The sequence below is a fragment of the Burkholderia cepacia genome (assembly GCF_001039005.1).
GTDB lineage: Bacteria > Pseudomonadota > Gammaproteobacteria > Burkholderiales > Burkholderiaceae > Burkholderia > Burkholderia theae.
In genome coordinates this window covers 420,367-437,956 of sequence record NZ_LDWR01000011.1, presented here as the reverse complement: position 1 = coordinate 437,956, position 17,590 = coordinate 420,367, and the positions used below count along the sequence as shown (strand labels likewise).

Below are 17,590 nucleotides of genomic sequence, written 5' to 3'. Positions count from 1 at the left end.
CGCGCGTGGTCGAGACGCGCGCGGGTCAATCCTTCGGCAGACGCAGCGTGTCGAGCGCATCCTGCGAGAACTCGACCCAGAACCGCTCGTTCGCGATGCCGGCCTGCAATACCAGGTGCTGAAGGCGCTTCGCGCGTGAATCGGCGCCTTCCGGGAAATCGCGCGCTTCGATCTGCAGATACAGGTCGAGCTTCTCCTGGTGGAGCGCGATGCGCCGCCTGATTTCTTCCTCGAGCCCCGCCGGGCCCAGCACCGCTTCCGCGCGCAGGCGCACCATCAGCGCTTCGCGCAGCGGCGTCGGATCTTCCGGTTCGGCGATCCAGCGCCGCAGTTCCTTCTTGCCGGCCGGCAGGATCCGGTACGCGCGCTTGCGGCCGCGCCCCGATTCGGCGGGCAGCGATTCGATCCAGCCCGTTTCCTCGAGACGTCCCAGTTCGCGATAGATCTGCTGGTGCGTCGCCTGCCAGAAATAGCCGATCGAGCGATCGAAGCGGTCGGCGAGTTCGGAGCCCGAACCGGGGCGTTCGGCGAGAGCGGTGAGGAGCGCGTGAGGCAGGGACATGTCGGGTCGGAAGCGGCGGCGGAATGAACCGCATCTTGCCATATCGGGGCCACAGTACAAGCGGGGAGTCTTGTTAGTGCAACATGTTGCATAAACAGAATCGGCGAGCTAATATTTCTGCAACTTGTTGCATTAACAGGAGCCGACCGATGACCCGCTATCCGCATTTGACGACCCCGCTCGAACTCGGCTTCACGTCGCTCAGGAACCGTGTACTGATGGGGTCGATGCACGTCGGCCTCGAGGAAGCGCCGAACGGCTTCGAGCGGATGGCGGCGTTTTATGCGGAGCGCGCGCGCGGTGAGGCTGGCCTGATCGTCACGGGCGGCTTCGCGCCGAACGAGCGGGGCCGTCCGGCGCCGGGCGGCGCGATGCTGACGACCGAAGCGGACGCCGAGCGCCATCGCGTCGTGACGCGCGCGGTGCAGGCGGAGGGCGGCAAGATCGCGCTGCAGATCCTGCATTTCGGGCGTTATGCGTATCACCCGGCGCTCGCGGCGCCCAGCGCACTGAAGGCGCCGATCAATCCGTTCACGCCGCATGCGTTGAGCAGCGACGAAGTCGACGAGACGATCGCCGATTTCGTGCGATGCGCGGCGCTTGCGCAACACGCGGGTTACGACGGCGTCGAGATCATGGGGTCTGAAGGCTACCTGATCAACGAATTCATCGCCGCGCGCACGAACCATCGCGACGACGCGTGGGGCGGCGCGTACGAGAACCGCATCCGCTTCGCGGTCGAGATCGTGCGGCGCGTGCGCGAGCGGGTCGGCACGAACTTCATCGTCATCTACCGGCTGTCGATGCTCGATCTTGTCGAAGGCGGCTCGACGCTCGACGAGGTGATCCGGCTCGCGCAGGCGATCGAGGCGGCCGGCGCGACGATCCTCAATACCGGCATCGGCTGGCACGAGGCGCGCATTCCGACCATCGCGACCAAGGTGCCGCGTGCCGCATACGCATGGGTGACGCGGCAACTGATGGGCAAGGTCGGCATTCCGCTCGTCGCGACCAACCGGATCAATACGCCGGAAGTCGCCGAGCAACTGCTCGCCGACGGCTATTGCGACATGGTGTCGATGGCGCGGCCGTTCCTCGCCGATGCCGCGTTCGTCCGCAAGGCGCGGGAAGGGCGCGCGGACGAAATCAACACGTGTATCGGCTGCAATCAGGCGTGCCTCGACCATACGTTCAGCGGCAGGATCACGTCCTGTCTCGTGAATCCGCGCGCCTGCCATGAAACCGAGCTCGTGATCCAACCCGCGCAGCAGCGCAAGCGGATCGCGGTGGTCGGCGCCGGGCCGGCAGGCCTCGGCTTCGCGGTCACGGCGGCCGAACGCGGTCACGCGGTGACGCTGTACGAAGCCGGCGCCGAGATCGGCGGCCAGTTCAATATCGCGAAGCAGGTGCCCGGCAAGGAAGAGTTCCACGAGACGCTGCGCTACTTCCGCCGGCAGATCGAACTGCGCGGCGTGACGCTTCACGTCAATACGCGCGCGACTGCCGAGATGCTGCTGCAGGGCGAATTCGACGAGGTGGTGATCGCGACGGGCATCGTGCCGCGCACGCCGCCGATCGACGGCGTTGGCCACGCGAAGACGCTCGGTTATCTCGATGTGCTGCGCGACCACAAGGCCGTGGGCCGCAACGTCGCGATCGTCGGCGCGGGCGGAATCGGCTTCGACGTCGCGGAATTCCTCGTCCATCGCGACGACGGCCCGCGCATCGACGTCGACCGGTTTTTCGCCGAATGGGGCGTCGATCAATCATACGCAAAGGCCGGCGGCTTGCGCGATGCGCAGCCCGAGCCGGCGGCGCGACACGTGCATCTGCTGCAGCGCAAGGCGTCGAAGGTCGGCGACGGGCTCGGCAAGACCACCGGGTGGATTCACCGCACGGCGCTGAAGGCGCGCGGCGTCGGGATGTCGTCGGCGGTGACATACCGGCGCATCGACGACGATGGATTGCACGTGACGATCGACGGCGTCGAGCAGACGCTGCAAGTGGACAACGTGGTGATCTGCGCCGGGCAGGAGCCGTCGCGCGAGCTGGCGGAGCAACTGCAGGCCGCCGGATGCAAGGTGCACCTGATCGGCGGCGCAGACGAAGCCGCCGAGCTCGATGCGAAGCGCGCGATTCACCAGGGCACGACGCTTGCCGCAACCCTATGAGACCAATTCGTTCTGTTTCCTCCCGACGCTACAGGAGTCTTCGATGACGCATTCACCGATGCATCTTCATCCCGCTGTCGCGACCTCGCTCGACACATGGCATGCTCTGATCGAACGCAAGGACCTTGGCGCGCTGGATTCGATTGTCCATCCGGACGCCGTGTTCCGTTCGCCGATGGCGTTCAAGCCGTACGGCCCGGCACCCGCGCTGCTGATGGCGCTGCGCACGGTGATCACGATCCTCGAGAATTTCACCTATCACCGCCAGTTCGTCGCCGACGACGGCAAGAACGTGGTGCTGGAGTTCAGCGCGAACGTCGGCGACAAGGCGCTGAAGGGGATCGACATGATTCGCTTCGACGACGACGGGCGGATCGTCGAGTTCGAGGTCATGATCCGGCCGTTCAATGCGTTGCAGGCGCTCGGCGCGGAAATGGGCGCGCGGCTCGGGCAGCAGCTTCCGGCGTTCAAGGTCGGCGGCTGAAACGGTCGGCTGCCGGGCGGCAACCGCTGTTCGATCAGCGCGCGAGCTGCGCGTGTGCGAGCCGGCCAAGGCGCCGGATGCCGTCCTCGATGCGTTCGTTCCACACGTGCCCCGCGCTCAGGCGCAGGCAGTGGCGAAAGCGCCGGCTGGCGGAGAAGACGTCGCCCGGTGCGAAGCAGATGCCCTGTTCGAGCGCGGCGTCGAACAGCGCGCGAGAATCGAAACGCTTCGGCAGTTCGAGCCAGAGCACGAAGCCGCCGGCCGGGCGGCTCACTTTGGTGTCGGCCGGAAAGCTGGCTTCGATCGTGCGCGTCATCCGCGCCAGGTTCTCTTCGAACAACCGCCGGATACGGCGCAAGTGCGCATCGTATGCGCCGCTCGCCAGGAAATCCGCGAGCGCGACCTGGAGCAGCGTGGGGCCGCAGAGGCTGAGCGCGAGCTTGCGCTCCATCACCTGTTGCGCGCGGGCGCCCGCGGCGATCCAGCCGATCCGGTATCCGGGCGCGAGGCTCTTGGAGAACGAGCTGCAATAGATCGTATTGGCGCCGCCGTCGAGTGCGATGAACGGCCTGGGCCGATCGCGCCCGAAGTGGATGTCGCCGTAGACGTCGTCTTCGATCAGCGGCACACGATGCCGCGCTAGCAGTGCGAGCAGCGCACGTTTGTCGTCTTCGGTCATCGTCGAGCCGAGCGGATTGCCGAAGCTCGACGACAGCACGCAGGCGGCGATCGGTTCCGATTCGAGCCGCTGCGCGAGCACGCCGACATCGACACCGCGCAGCGGGTCGGTCGGCAATTCCAGCGCCTTCATCCCCAACGCTTCCAGCGTGTGAAGCAAGCCGAAGTAAGTCGGCGATTCCACCGCAATCGTATCGCCGCGTTTCGCGACGGTATTCAACGCAAGCGTCAGCGCTTCGGTGCAGCCGTTCGTGACGAGGATGTCGTCGGCGGACAGCGGATGCCCGAAGCGCATGGCCCGCCTCGCGATTTCGCGGCGCAGCGCCGGCTCGCCGTAAGGCGGGCAGTAGACGTTGTAGCGCATGCCGTGCTGACGCGCCGCGCGAGCGAGTGCGAGATCGAGCCGTTTCGATTGCAGCAGCGCCGTATCGGGCACCGCGCAGCCGAGCGGCACGAGTGCCGAATTGGCGGCGTGTTCGAGCAACGCGGCGACGGCGCCGCTGATCGACACCGTCGACGCCTTCGCGCGTGAGCGCGACGCCGACGGCAACGCGAGCGACCCACCGCGTGCAGCCGCGACGTAAAAACCGGACTGCGGCCGTGACACGAGCACGCCGCGATCCTCGAGCAGACGGTAGGCCTGCAGCGCGGTGGAGACGCTGATGCGCTGCTGCTCGCTCACGGTGCGCACGGACGGCAGCCGCGCGCCGGGTGCGAGCGTGCCGTTGTCGATCATGCCGACGATGAGATCGGCCAGTTGCCTGTAACGGTACGGCGTATGCGTGTCCATGGGGCGCCTGCGGCAGGGGAGTGGCCGATTATCGATCGTGCGCAGGCATCTCGCCAAGCAGAATTGTGTTGGTCCAATCGTCGGAAAATTGTGGCTGTTATGGTTTTCGTGCGAACGCTACGATGGCGCTGTTCCGGTCGGTTGACCAGCAAAGCAAATTGAGGGGCAAGCGCATGCAAGCAACACAGATGCAATCCGGCGAGTGGCGCGGACGATTTCCGTACAACGAAATCATCTCGCTGCTCGATGTGAATCGAACCTTCAACCTGGCGGAGAGCACGTCGCAAGACCTGACGGTCGGCGAGCTGCTGGATCTGGCCGGTCTGGAGCCGGTTCGCAACCTGAAGCTCGGCTACAGCCAGTCGGCAGGCGCGGCCGCGCTGCGCGATGCGATTGCCGATACCTGCAACGTGCCGGCCGCGCAGATCGTGACGACGCAAGGCACCGCGCTCGGGCTGTTTCTGCTCGCCTACGAGCTATGCCGGCCCGGCGACGAGGCCGTGCTCGCGACGCCGTGCTTTCCGCCGAGTCGCGATTGCCTGGTCGGCGCCGGCGCGACGGTGCGCGAGGTGCGACTGTCGTTCGAGAACGGCTATCGACTGGACCTCGCGCAGTTCGAAGCGAGCCTGTCGCCGAAAACCCGGCTGGTCAGCATTGCGTCCCCGCAGAATCCCGGCGGCGTACAGGCGTCGCGCGCCGAGATCGACGGGCTGCTCGCGTTGATGGCGCGGCGCTGTCCGGACGCGATACTGTTCATCGACGAGACCTATCGCGAAGCGACCTATGGCGATGCCGCCGTGGCTGCCAGTTTTGCGGGTGTCGATGCACGCATCGTCACGGGCTCGTCGGTATCGAAGGCGCTGGGTGCGCCCGGTTTGCGGACCGGGTGGCTTACCGTGTCCGACGCGGGGCTTCGGGCGCGCTTGCTCGTGGCCAAGCTGAACACCGTGATCTCGGGTTCCGTACTGGACGAAACGCTTGCCGCCACCTTGCTGCGCAACCGGGAGCGTGTGCTCGCGCCCCGGCGCCGGCTGCTTGCCGATGCGCTCGACGTCGTGTCGGGCTGGTGCGAAGGGGAGCGCGGACGTGTCGAGTGGGTACGGCCGGATGCCGGTGCGTTGTGCTGCGTGCGGCTGCGCGCGGATGCATTCGACGAGCAGGCCGTGTCGCGCTTCTGGCAAGTGCTGCCCGAGTACGATCTGCAACTGGCGTCCGGCACCTGGTTTGGCGAAAGCAGCCGCGTGTTCAGGCTGGGCTTCGGTTATCTTCCACTGGAACGCCTGTCGCCGGCATTGTCGGCGCTGTCGCAGGCGATGGATGCGGCTGTGGCATGAACCGGTCGCCCGGCGGGCGAGCGGGGCGGACATCATTGAACGTCAGGAGTGACACGATGAAAGTAAGGATTGCGTATATCGAGGAGCCGCCGTTCTACTGGACGGCCGACGACGGGTCCGTGACCGGCGCGGATATCGAGCTGGCCGAGGTGGTGCTGCGCGCGATCGGCGTGACGGAAATCGAGTATCACCCGACCTCGTTCGACGCACTGCTGCCGGGCGTGCAGGCAGGCCGCTGGGACATGAACGTGCCGATCTTCGTGACGGCCGAACGCGCGCAGCACGTTGCGTTCAGCGCGCCGGTGTGGGCGATCGGCGACGGGTTTCTGGTTCAGGCCGGCAATCCGAAGGCGCTGACGAGCTACGCGGCCGTCGCGGCACGCGGCGATGCGCGTTTGGGCTGCGTTGCCGCGCAGGTGCAGATCGACTCGGCCCGGTCGGCAGGCGTGCGCGACGCCCAGATCGTCGTGTTCAAGGATCAGCCCGACGCAGTCGCCGCGCTGCTTGCGGGGCAGATCGATGCGTATGCAAGCACGGCGATCGGGAACCGCGTTGTCGCGGGTGCGAACGAAGGTGTGGCGGCCGTCGAACACGAGCGTGGCGCGGGCGCGGCGGTGCCGGTCGGGGCGTTCTCGTTCGGCAGGAACAACGATGCGCTCGTGCAGGCCGTGAATGGGAAGCTGCGCGAGTATCTCGGCTCGGCCGATCATCGCGAGCGGATGGCGAAATATGGTTTTACGCGGGCGGAGATCGACGGCGTGGTGGAGGGCGGTGGCGCGTAGTCGTAGGGTTGCACGCAACGTTACGCGCCAGCCGCAAGCGGGTTCAGCGGACGGTCGAGCGGGGCAGGCTGCCGTCGAATGCATCCTGCAGCAGCGCGCGCAGGCCGTCGCGTTCGATCGGGCGCGGGTTCCAGTACGGATTGGCGGCCGCGAGATCGGCCGCGCGATCGAGGTCGGCTTCCTGCATGCCGATCGCTTTCAACGAGACCGGTGCGCCGTTGTCGAGCGCCAGCGCGTAGATGCCGCGCGCCGCGTCGTGGGTGCCGATTGCGCGGGCGATCCGCTGCATCGCGTCCGGCGCATGCGCGGCGTTGTACGCGAGTGCATGCGGCAGCACGACCGTATGGGTCGGCGCGTGCGGCAGGTTGAAACTGCCGCCGAGCGTGTGACAGAGCTTGTGGTGCAGCGCCATGCCGACGTTGCCGAGGACCATGCCGCACAGCCACGCGCCGTAGAGCGCATCGCTGCGCGCGGCAAGATCGGCGGCGTTGCGGCGCACGCCGGGCAGGCCGCGCGCCAGCGCGCGAATGCCTTCCTCGGCGACGAGGCTCATGACCGGATTCGCGTTGTTCGCGTAGAGGCCTTCCGCCGCGTGCGCGATCGCATTGATGCCGCTCGTCACCGACAGCTCGACCGGCAGCGTGACGGTGAGCTCGGGATCGTAGATCACCGTCTTCGGCAACACGCGCGCGTCGGACCCCGTGCGCTTGACGCCGCCTTCGGTCAGGCCGTAGATCGGCGTCATTTCGCTGCCGGCGTAGGTCGTCGGTATCGCCAGGATCGGCAGGCTGCTTTCGAGCGCGATCGCCTTGCCGAGGCCGATCGTCGACCCGCCGCCGATCGCGATCGCGCAATCCGCGTCGCATGACCGGGCGAACGCCTGCGCATCGCGGGCGATTTCGATCGGCACGTGCATCGTCGCGCGGTCGTACAGCCCGGCGGAACGCGCACCGAGCCGCTCGACGATGCGTTGCGCGAGCGCGCGCTGCCCCGGCGTGCAGAGCACCAGCGCGCGCTGCGCGCCCAGCGCCAGCACTTCGCGTTCGAGATGTTGCAGGCTGCCTGCACCGAAGACGACGCGTGCGGGACGCGCCTGGTAGATGAAGTTCATGTGCTCGTTACTCCGTTGCGTAGTCGACCTGATGCCGCGCGATGCGCAAGCCCGTCAGCGCGTCGCGGTGCGTTCGCGCCCGGTCGTGCCGGATCATGCGGCGCGCTCCGCGCGATTCAGCACGAAGTCGTAATCGAGCGTGTAGAACGGCGTGTCCATGCGCGATCCGTCGGGCGCCGTGCCGGGCGCATGCCGGACCCAGTCGGCGACGAGCGTCGAACGCACGCCGAATACCGCATCGGAGTCGAGGTAGCGGTCCCCGTCGCGGAACACGTGCGTGATCAGCGTTTCGAAGCCGCTCGCCTCGATCATGAAGTGCAGGTGCGCGGGGCGCCACGGGTGGCGGCCGAGCGCATCGAGCATCGCGCCGACGGGGCCGTCGTGCGGAATCGGATACGGTTCGGCGAGGATCGAACGGAACGCGTAACGACCGTCGGCATCGGTTTGCAGCCGCCCGCGTGCGCGATGCGTGACCGAGCCGTCATCGGCCGGCTGTTGCACGTCGTAATGCCCGTCCTCGTCGGCTTGCCAGACTTCCAGCGATGCGTGTGCGACGGGCGTGCCGTGAATGTCGCGCACACGGCCCGACACGAAGCAGGGCTCGCCGCACGCGCCGTTAGCGATGTCGTCGAACATCCCGAACTCGGGGCTGCCTTCGACGTAGAACGGACCGAATACGGTCGCCTCCGTGCAGCCGGCCGGCTTCGCATGATTCTGCGCGGTCACGAGGGTCGACAGCCCGAGCACGTCGGACAGCAGGATGAACTCCTGCCGCTTGTCGTCGGTGATGTGCCCGACCGCCGTGAGGAAGCCGATCGCGGCTTGCCACTCGGCTTCGGTGAGCTTCGTTTCCCGTGCGAACGCATGCAGGTGCTGGACGAGGCTCGTCATGACCGTGCGCAGCCGCTCGTCGCGGCAGTCGCCCAGCGACGCGATCACGGCCTGCGTGATGGTGTCTTCGTTGAGATTGCGCATGGGGGGCGTCTCCTGATGTCGTTCGATCACGCATTGACGTAACATTAATTCCTCCTTTGATCGTAAAAAAGAGGGTTTGGAGGAGTTTTGTTCTCCGCCAGGTGGAAGAATCGAACGCATGGACAAGTGGACGCAGATCGAATTTTTCGTGCAGGTGGCCGAGCTGGGCAGCCTGTCGAAGGCCGCCGAGCGGCTCGGCATGTCGAGCGCGGCGGCGAGCCGCTGCCTGAATGCGCTTGAAGAGCGCCTGGCGGCGCGGCTCGTCGAGCGGACCACGCGCCGCTTGTGGCTGACCGACGCCGGGCACGAGTACCACCGGCGCTGCGTCGCGATCCTGACGGAGCTGTCGGAAGCCGACGCGGCGGTCAACGAGGCGAGCGTCAATCCGGCCGGCACGTTGCGCGTGACCGCGTCGGTGTCGTTCGCGTCGATCTATATCGCGCCGGCGTTGCCGGAGTTTCATCGGCGCTACCCGAACCTGAACGTGCAGATTGTCGCGGCGAACCGCTACCCGGATTTCATCGAGGCCGGCATCGACGTGGCGATCCGCACGCGCGAGCACGAGGCCGATTCGGGCATCACCGTGCGCAAGCTCGCGGAGACGCGGCGCGTGCTGGCCGCGTCGCCCGGGTATCTGGCGAAGCACGGCGCGCCGGCGACGCCCGACGCGCTGTGCGACCATCGGCTGCTGGTCTACAACCTTGCCAACGATCCGTACGTGCTGCATTTCCGCCGCGGTGCGAAGAAGCAGTCGGTCACGATCAGGAGCGTGCTCGATGCGAACGAAGGACAGGTGATCCGCGCCGCGGCGCTCGCCGGGCTCGGCATCCTGATCCAGCCGCTCTACATCATCCACGACGATATCGTCGCGGGGAAGCTGGTGCCGGTGCTTACCGACTGGCAACTACCGACGCTCACCGTCAACATCGCGTACCAAAGCCGCCGTCACCAGCCGGCGAAGATCCGCGTATTCACCGAGTTTCTGATCGAGCGCTTCGAACGCCTCGGACTCGCGCGCAAGTGGAAGGAAGTCGGCCGCTGAGCGCGGGCAGTCGCGATCGGTCCGCGGTTGCGTGACAGGTGGGGGCCTGAGTCGAGCATGGTCGTGAAGTATCGGCGCGTGTTCGCAGCGCGCAACCGGCTGCGGAGTTACAAGCTGACAAAAACCTGACGAATCAAGTTGATATATTGTATCATCGGACGTTTTCGTCGCCTGCCGCCCGGGCCGCCGGGCATGGCCGCGCGCGACGACACCATCCGAAGATCGATACGAAGTGACGAAAGCCAGAAACAAACCGGCGCGAGGGGAGCGGCACCATGCCGCGTCGCGCCGGAACACCGGCGCCTGGCGCGCACGCGGCTGCACGACCTTGCTGGGCTGCGCGATGGCGACCTCCGGCGCATGGGCCGCCGAAGCGGCAGCCCCCGCACCGGACGACCGGCACGCGTTGCCCGCGATCAACGTCACAGCGCGATCCGCGCCGATCGACCCGCTGACGCAACCGCTCGAAACGGGTTCGCGGCTCGGGCTGGCGAGCCTCGATACACCGGCGAGCGTCGAGACGGTCACGGCCGACACGATCGAGGCGCGCGGCGATCGCACGGTGCTCGACGCGGTCACGCGCACGGCCGGTTTCTCGAGCGCGATGGCACCGGGCACCGGCGGCACCGCGATGAGCGTGCGTGGCTTCAGCGGGCAGGAATCGGTGATGACGCTGCTCGACGGCGTGCGGCTCATGCCGGCGGCCGGCACGATCACGTTCCCGTTCGATACGTGGTCGGTCGAGCGCATCGAGGTGCTGCGCGGCCCGGCATCGGTGCTGTACGGCGAAGGGGCGATCGGCGGCGTCGTGAACGTGGTGCCGAAGCGGCCGCGGCGCACACGCGAGACGACGCTGCAGGTCGGCGTCGGCCCCGACGGCGCGAAGCGCGTCGCGTTCGATACGACGGGCGCGCTCGGCCCGCGGCTGTCGTACCGCTTCTACGCGAGCGATGCACGCGCGAACGGTCTCGCCGAGCGGGCCGATACGCATACGACGGCGGTCGGCGGCGCGCTGCGCTTCGACGTGAGCCCGCAACTCACGCTGACGCTCGACTACGACTATGGCCGCCAGATGCCGGCGACCTACTACGGCGTGCCCGCGCCGAACGCCGTGCTCGACCCGTCGCTGCGCAAGCTCAACTACAACGTCGGCGATGCGACGATCGCGTACTACGACCAGTGGACGCGCCTGTCGGCCAGCTACCGGCCCGCGCCCGGCGTGACGATCGACAACCAGCTCTACTACCTGACGTCGAACCGCCACTGGCGCAACGCCGAATCGTATGCGCTCGATCCCGCGACGGGGCGCGTCACGCGCGGCGACTATCTCGACATCGGCCACCATCAGCGGCAGATCGGCGACCGGCTGAGCGCGCGTTTCGACGGCACGCTGTTCGGTCGCGCGAACCGTTTCGTCGTCGGTACGGAATTCAGCCAGATCACGTTCGACGGCACCAACAACTCGCCGTACGGCGGCGAATCGACGGTCGCCGCGCATGGCTTCGATCCCGGCGTGTTCGCGAGCCCCGACCCGACTTTGCCGAAGTTCAGCACGCGTGCGCGGCAGGCCGCGGTGTTCGCCGAGAACCGGCTCGAGGTGCTGCCGCGGCTCGCGTGGGTGAGCGGCCTGCGTTACGACCACATCGCGTTCAGCCGCGAGCAGGCGGCGACCGGCGCGGGCTTCGACAAGCGTTTCGCGAACGTCGGCTGGCGCACGGGTTTCGTGTTCGAAGTCGCGCCGACGTTGAGCGCGTATGCGCAGTACACGACGGGCGCGGAGGGCCTCGGCTCGCTCGTGACGTTGTCCGCGTCGCAGGCGAACTACCGGCTCGCGACCGGCGAACAGTGGGAAGCCGGCGTCAAGCAGACGCTGCTCGACGGCCGCGCGTACTGGACATTCGCGGTGTACGACATCACGAAGCGCAACCTGCTCGGCACCGACCCGTTAAATCCCGCGCTGCGCCAGCAGGTCGGCAGGCAATCGTCGCGCGGCGTCGAGCTGACGGGCGGCGCGCGGCTGCCGCACGGCTGGACGATCGACGCGAACGTCGCGCTGCTGCGCGCGCGCTACGACGCGTTCAACCAGACGGTCGGCGGCGCGACGGTGTCACGCGCCGGCAACGTGCCGTCCAACGTGCCGCAGCAGACGGCGAACCTGTGGCTCGGCTGGGCGTTCGCCGAGCGCTGGCAGGCGAATGCAGGTGTGCGTTATGTCGGCGCGACGTACGGCGACGATGCGAACCGCCTGCAGGTGCCGTCGTACACGGTGTTCGATGCGTCGCTGCGCTGGCAGCCGACGTCGCGCACCGAACTCGCGCTGTATCTGCGCAATCTCGCGAATCGCACGTATGCAGTGACGACGTCGAACGGCGGCGAGCAATGGTTGCTCGGTCCGTCGCGCTCGGCGGAGCTCGTCGCGACGATGCGCTTCTAGTGCGGCGCGGCGAACCTCCCATGGCGCACATGCTCGAAATCGAACGCGTGAGCTGGTCTCCCGGCGGCGCGGTCACCGTGCTCGATGCGGTGACGCTGAACGTCGCCGAAGGCGAGTTCGTCGGGCTGATCGGCCCGAACGGCAGCGGCAAGACGAGCCTGCTGCGCTGCGTGTTCCGTTACGCACGGCCCGACGCGGGCGGTGTCGCGCTCGATGCGCAGGACGTGTGGCGCATGCGGCCGCGCGCGGTCGCGCAGCGCGTCGCGGTGCTGCAGCAGGAGACGCCGGACGATTTCGGGCTGACGGTCGACGAACTGGTCGGCATGGGCCGCACGCCGCACCAGCGGCCGTTCGATGCGGAGTCGGCCGACGATCGCCGGATCGTCGAATCCGCGCTGCACGACGTCGGTCTCGCCGAGCGCCGCGCGCAACGCGTCGCGTCGCTGTCGGGCGGCGAGAAGCAGCGCGCGCTGCTGGCCCGCGCACTCGCGCAGCAGCCCGAGCTGTTGCTGCTCGACGAACCGACCAATCATCTCGATCTGCGTCACCAGCTCGAACTGCTCGCGCGCGTGCGGCGCCTCGGCATCGCGACGCTCGCGACGATTCACGACCTCAATCTCGCGGCTGCGTATTGCGACCGGCTCCACGTGCTCGCGCACGGGCGGGTCGTCGCGTCCGGCGCGCCGGACGATGTGCTGACCGAAGCGCTGCTGCGCGACGTGTTCGGCGTCGCCGCGCTCGTCGACCGCCATCCCGTCACGGGCCGGCCGCGCATCACGCCGCTTCATCCGGAATGACCGCCATGCCGTTTCCTGTCTTGTCCGCCGTATCCCGCAGGGTTGTTGCTGCCGCCGTGCTCGGCTGCGCCGCCGTTCATGCGGGCGCCTATCCCGTCACCGTGCACAGTTGCGATCGCGACGTGACGTTCGAGCGCGCGCCGACGCGCGCGGTGAGCAACGATGTGAACCTGACCGAGATGATGCTCGTGCTCGGCCTGAAAAACCGGCTCGTCGGTTATACGGGCATCGGCGGCTGGAAGACGGGCACCGCGCGCGTGCGCGACGCGTTGCGTGGTGTGCCCGAACTGGCGAGCCAGTATCCGTCGCTCGAGGTGCTGGCTGCCGCGCGCGCCGATTTCTATCTGGCGGGCTGGAACTACGGGATGCATGTCGGCGGCGCGGTGACGCCCGCGACGCTCGCGCTGTTCGGCATCCGTACGTATGAACTGACCGAATCGTGCTCGCACGTGATGAAGCAAACGCCCGCGTCGTTCGACGACGTGTTTCGCGACCTGAACAATCTCGGCCGGATCTTCGGCGTCGAGGCGCGTGCCGCGCAGGTGATCGCCGCGATGCGCGACCGTCTCGCGGCTGTGTCGCGCACGATCGGGCGCCCTGAGCCGCTGCGCGTGTTCGTCTACGACAGCGGCACCGACAAGCCGATGACGGCGGGCGGGCTCGCGATGCCGACCGCGTTGCTGGCGGCGGCAGGGGCGCGCAACGTGATGGACAACGTGTCGCGCAGCTGGACGCAGGTGAGTTGGGAGAGCGTGGTCGAGCGCGATCCGCAGGCGATCGTGATCGTCGACTATTCGGCCGTGACGGCCGCGCAGAAGCAGCAGTTCCTGCTGAGCCAGCCGGCGCTCGCGCGCGTGGCCGCGATCCGCGACCGGCGCTTCGTCGTGATTCCGTACGATGCGGCGACGCCGGGGCCCGAGAATGTCGCGGCGGTCGAGACGCTGGCCCGCGCGTTGTATCCGGCCGCGTTCGCCGGGCCGGCGCGATGAGCGTGCGCGTGCAGGCGTCGCGGCTCGGCATGCGCGTGGTGCTGCCGGCGCTGGCCGTGCTGCTGATCGTGTCGATCGTCGCGTCGGCTGCATTCGGTCCGGCGCCGATCGCGATGCCGGTTGCGGTGCGCATCGTCGCTACGCACATCGCAGCGGCGTTCGGCGACGCCGGCGCGTTCGCGGCGGGCGCGGGCGACGACAGCATCGTGTGGCTGATCCGGATGCCGCGTGCGTTGCTGGCCGCGATCGTCGGCGCGACGCTCGCGGCGGTCGGCGTCGCGTTGCAGGCGGCGACCGCGAACCGTCTTGCCGATCCGCACCTGCTCGGCGTGAGCGCGGGCGCGATGCTCGGCGCCGTCGCGGTCACGGTGGTGGCCGGCGCGGCGTTCGGCCCGTTCACGTTGTCGGCCGCCGCATTCACGGGCGCGCTCGCGGCAACCGCGTGCGTCATCGCGCTCGCCTACCGGCGCGGCCGGCTCGAATCGGACCGGCTGCTGCTCGCGGGCGTATCGGTGTCGTTCATGATGGCCGCGTTCGGCAACCTGCTGCTGTATCTCGGCGACCAGCGCGCCGCGTCGTCGGTGCTGTTCTGGATGCTCGGCGGCGTCGGCCTCGCGCGCTGGGATCTGTTGCCGGTGCCGGCGGTGTGCGCGGTGCTCGCGGGCGGCGCGCTGTACGCGCGCCGGCGCGAACTGAATGCGCTGATGTCGGGCGATGCCGCCGCGGCCGGGCTCGGCGTGCCGAGCGCGCGGATGCGGCGCGAGGTCTTCGTCGTCGCATCGTTCGCGACGGGCGCGATGGTCGCGGTGAGCGGCGCGATCGGTTTCGTCGGGCTCGTGACGCCGCATCTGTGCCGGCGCGTCGTCGGCGCCGAGCACGGCAGGCTGCTGCCGGTCGCTGCGCTGACAGGGGCGATCCTGCTCGTGTGGGCCGACGTCGCCGCCCGCACGCTCGCGGCGCCGGAGGACCTGCCCATCGGGATCGTGACCGCGCTGTTCGGCAGCCTGTTCTTCGTTGCGTTGCTGCGTCGCCGCTGAGCGGCGTGCACGCGCCGGCGGCAAGCCGTCAGGCAAGGGCGAGGCGGTGGCCCGCCGCGCGATTCATCGCGGCGGCGTTGCCCTGCTCGAGCCGTTGCCGAGCGCGTCGGTGTGCGCGATGGTGCCCGCCACGTCGAAGAGGCTATCCGGCAGCGCGCGCGCGGGCAGCGTGATCACGAAGCGTGCGCCGCCGAGCGGCGAATCCTCGAGCCGCACGTCGCCGCCGTGCACCTGCGCGACGCGCCGCACGATCGCGAGCCCGAGCCCGAAGCCGCCGGTTTGCCGGTCGCGGCTCGAGTCGAGCCGCTGGAACGGTTCGAACACGCGGGCGCGTTCGTCGACCGGAATGCCGGGGCCGTCGTCGTCGACGCTCAGCACGAGTGCGCCGGACCGGTCGGCGACCGCGGCCAGCACCACCGTGCGCTGCGCGTAGCGCGCGCTGTTGCGGATCAGGTTCAGCAACGCGCGGGCGACGAGCTTCGGATCGCACACGTGGGTCGCGGGCGCGCCCAGCGTCGACACGTCGAGCGTGACGCCGCGATCGGCGATGTCGTTCGCGACGTTGCCGGCGACGCTGTCGATCAGCGCATCGACGACGACTTCCATCGGCGCGAGCTGGCTCGCACCCTGTTCGAGCCGGCCGATCGTCAGCAGCTCGGTGACGAGTTCGTCGAGTTCGCGCACGTCGCGCCGCAGCGCGTCGCGGCGTTCGCGCATCCGCGCCGATTCGTCGGGCTCGGCGAGCAGCGCGAGCCCGAATTCGAGCCGCGCGAGCGGCGTTTTAAGCTCATGCGAGATGCCGTGCATCATTTCGCGCTGCTGCTTGATCGACGCCTCGATGCGCTCGGCCATGTCGTTGAACTGCTGCGACAGTTCGTCGATGTTCGACTTGCCCGACAGTTTCACGCGCGTCGACAGCATGCCGGCGCCGAACGCGCGTGCGGCGTCCTGCAGCTTGCGCAGGTCGCGCCAGTGGTAGTGAATCCACAGCACCACCGCGAACAGCGTGCTGATCGCGAGCAGCAGGTACGCATAGATCCTGATGTCGAGATCGGGCGCTTCGACCGGCCGTGCATGCAGCACCGTGCCGTCCGCGAGCGGCATGTAGTAATCCTTGCTGTTGTAGCTGATCGCGATCTTGCCGGCATCGAGATCGCGCAGCGGCGCGCCGCTCAGTTGCGCGCGGGCGGCGGCCATCGACATGAAACCGAACCCTTCGTTGCCGTGCTTCGCGAGCTCCCGTAGCGCGAGCTCGCGCTGTCCGCCCGGGTGGCGTTCGAGGTAGTCGTTGAGCACGAACGCGTAGGTCGTCAGCGAGTCGCGCTGCGCCTGCGCGGTGCGCTCGTAGAAGATCCGGTCGAACGACAGCTGGATGAACATGATCGCCGCGATGACGAACAGGATCACGACGAGGTACAGCCTGATCAACGGACGCAGCATTTATTCGTCCCACGCGGAAGGGCTGAACAGGTAGCCGCGGCCCCAGATCGTCTTGATCTTGTGCGGCTCCGATGAAGCATCCTCGAAGCGGCGGCGCAGCTTCGAGATGCCGGAATCGACCGAGCGGTCGAGCCCGTCGAACTCGATGCCGCGCAATTGCTTCAGGATGTCGTCGCGGCTCAGCACGGTGCCGGCCGCGCGCGCGAGGATCAGCAGCAGGTTGAATTCGGCGGTCTTCAGGTCGACCGGCTCGCCGCGCCACGTAACGGTGCGGTTCGGCGGCGAGATCACCAGTTCGCCGAATACGAGCGCCTCGGGCGGCGCAACGGGTGCATCCGCGGCGGCCGGCTGTGCGCGGCGCAACAGCGCGCGGGCGCGTGCGACGAGCACGCGCGGCTCGATCGGCTTCGTCACGTAGTCGTCGGCGCCAGTCTCGAGGCCCGCGACCTGGTCGTAGACGTCCAGGCGCGCGGTCAGGATCAGCACGGGGACGTTGGTGAACGCGCGGATGCGCCGGCAGACTTCCATCCCGTCGAGATTCGGCAGCATCAGGTCGAGTATCACGAGGGCCGGCTGGTGCTCGCGCACCGCCGCGACGGCGAGGTCGCCGCGCCGCACGACCGTGACCGCGAATTCATAACCGTCGAGGTATTCGCGAACGAGCTGCGCGAGCCGGTCGTCATCCTCGATCAGCAGTACACGGTATTTGAGCGGATCTTCGTTCATATTCTCCTCGAGGCGCACGCGCCATCTCGTACCCGGCAGACCGGAGCGCGGCGCGGCACGCGAATTCTATCCGGCGCACCGGAGGCCGGGGGAGCAGGACGACAATCGCGGACAATCGAACACAATTGAGCACAGATTCTCCGCAGATTCTGGACAGTCTCGGCGCAGGGCGGCACCTAGACTGCGGGCTCCGTCACTCTTATCTCAATATTGTGCGCCCATTACTCCGCCGCTACCG

General features: G+C 68.1%; 15 protein-coding genes. 9 read left to right on the top strand and 6 right to left on the bottom strand.

Annotated features, from left to right (window positions below; all coding sequences use genetic code 11):
* Positions 1-25 precede the first annotated feature (25 nt).
* Entirely contained in the window at positions 26-562 is a 537-nt protein-coding gene (locus VL15_RS06995; protein WP_048244274.1) for a PadR family transcriptional regulator, read from the bottom strand.
* A gap of 149 nt (positions 563-711) precedes the next feature.
* Between VL15_RS06995 and VL15_RS06990 the strand changes: the two genes are divergently transcribed.
* Complete coding sequence (locus VL15_RS06990) at positions 712-2,733, top strand: FAD-dependent oxidoreductase (protein ID WP_048244272.1); 2,022 nt, start codon at positions 712-714, stop codon at positions 2,731-2,733.
* Positions 2,734-2,776: 43 nt separating this feature from the next.
* Positions 2,777-3,217 carry a nuclear transport factor 2 family protein gene (locus VL15_RS06985; RefSeq protein ID WP_048244271.1) on the top strand — a complete coding sequence of 147 codons (441 nt, stop codon included), beginning with the start codon at positions 2,777-2,779 and terminating at the stop codon, positions 3,215-3,217.
* A 34-nt stretch (positions 3,218-3,251) separates the two neighbouring features.
* On the opposite strand, the gene VL15_RS06980 is transcribed toward VL15_RS06985, so the two are convergent.
* A complete protein-coding gene (locus VL15_RS06980) occupies positions 3,252-4,685 on the bottom strand; it encodes a PLP-dependent aminotransferase family protein (RefSeq protein WP_048244270.1) in 1,434 nt (477 codons plus the stop codon).
* A gap of 173 nt (positions 4,686-4,858) precedes the next feature.
* Here VL15_RS06980 and VL15_RS06975 point away from each other — a divergent pair, with 173 nt between their 5' ends.
* Together VL15_RS06975 and VL15_RS06970 are read left to right on the top strand one after the other, a co-directional pair.
* On the top strand, positions 4,859-6,019 hold the full coding sequence (locus VL15_RS06975) for a pyridoxal phosphate-dependent aminotransferase (protein ID WP_048244268.1): 1,161 nt from the start codon (positions 4,859-4,861) through the stop codon (positions 6,017-6,019).
* Between the two features lie 56 nt (positions 6,020-6,075).
* Positions 6,076-6,801 (top strand): transporter substrate-binding domain-containing protein, encoded by a 726-nt coding sequence (locus VL15_RS06970; RefSeq protein WP_048244266.1) that lies wholly within the window; start codon positions 6,076-6,078, stop codon positions 6,799-6,801.
* Positions 6,802-6,844: 43 nt separating this feature from the next.
* Here VL15_RS06970 and VL15_RS06965 read toward each other — a convergent pair whose 3' ends face one another.
* Both VL15_RS06965 and VL15_RS06960 read right to left on the bottom strand, forming a co-directional pair.
* Positions 6,845-7,912 (bottom strand): maleylacetate reductase, encoded by a 1,068-nt coding sequence (locus VL15_RS06965; protein ID WP_048244265.1) that lies wholly within the window; start codon positions 7,910-7,912, stop codon positions 6,845-6,847.
* Positions 7,913-8,005: 93 nt separating this feature from the next.
* Positions 8,006-8,887 (bottom strand): intradiol ring-cleavage dioxygenase, encoded by an 882-nt coding sequence (locus VL15_RS06960; protein WP_048244262.1) that lies wholly within the window; start codon positions 8,885-8,887, stop codon positions 8,006-8,008.
* A 118-nt stretch (positions 8,888-9,005) separates the two neighbouring features.
* Between VL15_RS06960 and VL15_RS06955 the strand changes: the two genes are divergently transcribed.
* The 5 genes from VL15_RS06955 (at position 9,006) to VL15_RS06935 (ending at position 15,186) form a co-directional block, all read left to right on the top strand.
* Positions 9,006-9,929, top strand: a complete 924-nt coding sequence (locus VL15_RS06955) for a LysR family transcriptional regulator (protein WP_048244260.1) — start codon at positions 9,006-9,008, stop codon at positions 9,927-9,929.
* 343 nt (positions 9,930-10,272) lie between these two features.
* Positions 10,273-12,363 (top strand): TonB-dependent receptor, encoded by a 2,091-nt coding sequence (locus VL15_RS06950; RefSeq protein ID WP_048244258.1) that lies wholly within the window; start codon positions 10,273-10,275, stop codon positions 12,361-12,363.
* Between the two features lie 20 nt (positions 12,364-12,383).
* Entirely contained in the window at positions 12,384-13,160 is a 777-nt protein-coding gene (locus VL15_RS06945) for an ABC transporter ATP-binding protein (protein ID WP_048244256.1), read from the top strand.
* Complete coding sequence (locus VL15_RS06940; protein ID WP_048244254.1) at positions 13,157-14,149, top strand: ABC transporter substrate-binding protein; 993 nt, start codon at positions 13,157-13,159, stop codon at positions 14,147-14,149. Before VL15_RS06945 ends, VL15_RS06940 begins: the two co-directional genes overlap by 4 nt.
* Positions 14,146-15,186, top strand: a complete 1,041-nt coding sequence (locus VL15_RS06935) for a FecCD family ABC transporter permease (RefSeq protein ID WP_048244252.1) — start codon at positions 14,146-14,148, stop codon at positions 15,184-15,186. The genes VL15_RS06940 and VL15_RS06935 overlap by 4 nt, the downstream gene beginning before the upstream one ends.
* Positions 15,187-15,249: 63 nt before the next feature.
* Here VL15_RS06935 and VL15_RS06930 read toward each other — a convergent pair whose 3' ends face one another.
* Complete coding sequence (locus VL15_RS06930; RefSeq protein ID WP_048244249.1) at positions 15,250-16,626, bottom strand: ATP-binding protein; 1,377 nt, start codon at positions 16,624-16,626, stop codon at positions 15,250-15,252.
* Positions 16,627-17,352: a response regulator gene (locus VL15_RS06925; RefSeq protein ID WP_048244247.1), complete on the bottom strand. Its 726-nt coding sequence runs from the start codon at positions 17,350-17,352 to the stop codon at positions 16,627-16,629.
* Between the last annotated feature and the right edge of the window lie 238 nt (positions 17,353-17,590).